This is a genomic window from Vibrio sp. 10N.222.52.C3 (assembly GCF_041474195.1).
Classification (GTDB): domain Bacteria; phylum Pseudomonadota; class Gammaproteobacteria; order Enterobacterales; family Vibrionaceae; genus Vibrio; species Vibrio crassostreae_C.
The window spans coordinates 1-3,494 of record NZ_JBFRTQ010000210.1 but is presented as its reverse complement, the minus strand read 5'-3'; the positions used below and the strand labels follow the sequence as shown (position 1 = coordinate 3,494).

General features: G+C 44.8%; 2 protein-coding genes. One reads left to right on the top strand and one right to left on the bottom strand.

What is annotated here, in order from left to right; genetic code table 11:
* Positions 1 to 122: 122 nt before the first annotated feature.
* Entirely contained in the window at positions 123 to 1,805 is a 1,683-nt protein-coding gene (locus tag AB4517_RS22170; protein WP_017060395.1) for an aspartate:alanine antiporter, read from the top strand.
* A 306-nt stretch (positions 1,806 to 2,111) separates the two neighbouring features.
* Here the strand turns inward: AB4517_RS22170 and fabV are convergent, their stop codons facing one another.
* The gene (gene fabV, locus AB4517_RS22165) at positions 2,112 to 3,314 is read right to left on the bottom strand and encodes an enoyl-ACP reductase FabV (protein ID WP_017065406.1); all 1,203 of its coding nucleotides are present in this window, start codon (positions 3,312 to 3,314) and stop codon (positions 2,112 to 2,114) included.
* Between the last annotated feature and the right edge of the window lie 180 nt (positions 3,315 to 3,494).

Sequence of the window (3,494 nt, the reverse complement as noted above, 5' to 3'; positions counted from 1 at the left end):
GAATAAGAATAAGGTCAAAATCAAGTAAATTAACAAAATATTGCTTATAATTTATTTATATTTAGATACAATTCACCTCTCAAACTTACCCTGTGTTCCACGCCAATTATTGAGCGACCACCGTGAATATCGACGTTGTTTTTCTGTTAGAACAAAACCCCATTCTCCTCATCTTTGTTGTTTTATCGATTGGATTAGCCATTGGTAAAATTCGTTTCGGTAGCCTCCAACTTGGTAATTCAATCGGTGTTTTGATTACTTCCCTTATCATGGGACATCTTGGCTTTTCTTTTAACGCAGATGCGCTCACCATTGGTTTCATGCTGTTCATCTACTGTGTTGGCATTGAAGCTGGACCAAACTTCTTCGGTATCTTCTTCAGAGACGGTAAGCACTACCTCATTCTGAGCCTTGTGGTACTTTCTACCGCAATTGCCCTAACCTATTTCAGTAGTCATTACCTTGGCCTAGGCTTTGGTTTATCTGCAGGCATGATGGCAGGTGCCTTAACAGCAACGCCGATATTGGTAGGTGCTCAAGATGCTCTGAATTCTGGGCTTGCAGAATTACCAAGAAACATGGACTTGAGCCTGATTATCGAAAACCTTTCAGTCGGTTACGCGATGGCTTACTTGGTTGGCTTAATCAGTATGATTATGTTTGCTCGCTTGATTCCAAAACTTCAAAAAGTGAACCTACACGACTCGGCAGAGCAAATCGCCCAAGAACGTGGGTTAGGCGCTTCAGGTCAGCGTAAGGTTTACTTGCCCATTATTCGTGCTTATCGAGTGGGACCAGAGCTCATCTCTTGGACTGACGGTAAGAATCTGCGTGAACTGGGCATCTATCGCCAAACAGGCTGTTACATCGAGCGTATTCGACGTAATGGTATTCTTGCCCATCCAGATGGTGATGCAATTCTGCAAGAAGGCGATGAGATCGCATTGGTTGGTTTCCCAGATAGCCACGCTCGTCTAGACCCAAGCTTCCGTAACGGTAAAGAAGTTTTCGACCGTAACCTTCTCGATCTGCGTATCGTGGAAGAAGAGATCGTCGTTAAGAGTGACAGTATCGCAGGTAAGCGCCTATCAGACTTAAACCTGTCTGAATACGGCTGTTTCCTTAACCGCGTAGTACGTGCTCAGATTGAAATGCCGATGGACTTAAACATCGTGCTTTCTAAAGGTGACGTCCTACAGGTGAGTGGTGAAAAGAGTCGAGTGCACGGCCTAGCTGAGAAAATTGGTTTCATCTCAATCCACAGCCAAATGGCGGATTTGATGGCCTTCTGTAGCTTCTTCATTTTGGGTATTTTGTTTGGTTTGATCACCATGACATTCGGTCAGGTATCGTTTGGGCTAGGTAACGCGGTTGGCCTGCTTCTATCGGGCATCATGCTTGGTTTCCTACGAGCGAACCACCCTACTTTCGGTTATGTGCCTCAAGGTGCTCTGAACATGGTCAAAGACCTCGGTTTGATGTTCTTTATGGTCGGTATCGGCTTGAGCGCCGGTGGTAAGATATTTGAGCACTTAACCCAAGTTGGCCCACAGGTAATAGGTATTGCCCTAGTAGTGAGTGTGCTGCCAGTATTCTTCGCTTACTTGGTTGGCGCTTACGTATTAAAGATGAACCGAGCTTTGTTGTTCGGTGCAATCATTGGCGCGCGAACTTGCGCTCCAGCGATGGACATCGTAAATGACCACGCTCGCTCAACGATTCCGGCTCTGGGTTATGCGGGTACTTATGCGATAGCCAATATATTGATGACCTTAGCAGGTACTTTCATCATCATAATTAGCTAGCATCTGCTGCATTAAAAGCAGCCAAGCTTAGATATTTCGAATGCACTAATTCACTTTGGGTTAGTGCATTTTTTATAACCTGTTTTAAGCGGTTCAAGCCTTCTTCCCCACTCCTGCTCTTAACTCTCTTCATCCCTTATTTCTACTCTTGTCCCCCTTCGAATCGCGGTAGCCGTATCCGCTCTTAAATCTCTTCGCATCCCGCCACTCGAATCCCATATCTGCTCTTAATCTCTTGAACCAAATAGCAGACAAAAAAATAGGCGCTCAATGAGCGCCTATTTCGTTTAGATTCGATAACTTGAATTAGATGTCAGCTACATCAAATTCAACAGCTGGGTTAACGTCAGCTTCGTAATCAACACCTTCAACACCGAAACCAAATAGCTTCAAGAACTCTTCTTTGTACTCTACGTAGTCAGTCAGTTCTTTTAGGTTCTCAGTTGTGATTTGAGGCCATAGGTTACGACAGTGATCTTGAATGTCTTCGCGAAGCTCAAGGTCATCTAGACGTAGACGGTTCACTTCATCCACTTCTGGCGCGCTGCCGTCTTCTTTGTATAGACGTTGGCTGAACATACGGAAGATCTGTTCCATACAACCTTCGTGAATACCTTCTTCACGCATCTTCTTGAACACCATAGCGATGTAAAGAGGCATTACAGGGATTGCAGAACTTGCTTGAGTCACTACAGACTTAAGAACAGCAACGTTTGCAGTACCGCCAGTTTGGCCTAGCTTCTCGTTCAGCGCTGTCGCTGCACGGTCTAGATCCATCTTAGCTTTACCTAGTGCGCCATCCCAGTAGATTGGCCACGTTAGTTCAGTACCGATGTAGCTGTAAGCAACCGTCTTACAACCGTCCGCTAGAACACCAGCTTCAGAAAGAGCATTGATCCAAAGTTCCCAATCTTCACCGCCCATTACAGTAACAGTGTCTTTGATCTCTTCTTCAGTTGCAGGCTCTACGCTTGCTTCGATGATTGTGTCTTTGTTCGTATCAACCGCAGTTGACGTGTACGTTTCACCGATAGGCTTTAGAGATGAACGAATTACTTCGCCAGTCTCTGGCATTTTACGCACTGGAGACGCCAGTGAGTATACAACCATATCGATTTGGCCTAGATCTTCTTTGATCAGGTCAATTGTTTTCTGTTTCGCCTCGTTAGAGAAAGCATCGCCGTTCAGGCTTTTTGAATATAGGCCTTCTTCTTTAGCAAACTTGTCGAACGCTGCTGAGTTGTAGAAACCAGCTGTGCCAGGCTTTTTCTCAGTACCGGCTTTCTCAAAGAAAACACCGATAGTTGAAGCGCCGCCACCAAATGCAGCCGCAATACGTGAAGACAAGCCGTAGCCACTTGAAGAGCCAACAACTAGTACACGTTTAGGTGCGTTTGCGATTGGGCCTTGAGCTTTTGTGTAAGCAATTTGTTCTTTTACATTAGCTTCACAACCGACTGGATGTGTTGTAGTACAGATGAATCCGCGAATTCGAGGTTTGATGATCATATTCAACTTCCTTAAAAAATCAGGTTAAGGATAAAAGTTTCGTACGCAAATGGCATCTAATTTCTGTAAAAATGTGGCGAAAATGCAAGTGGTTGGAGCACTCAGTGAATATTTGCTGACTAAGTCACCATTTGTTAACGCCTCTATTGCAACTTCTACGACAAATCGAGTAGGAGGAGG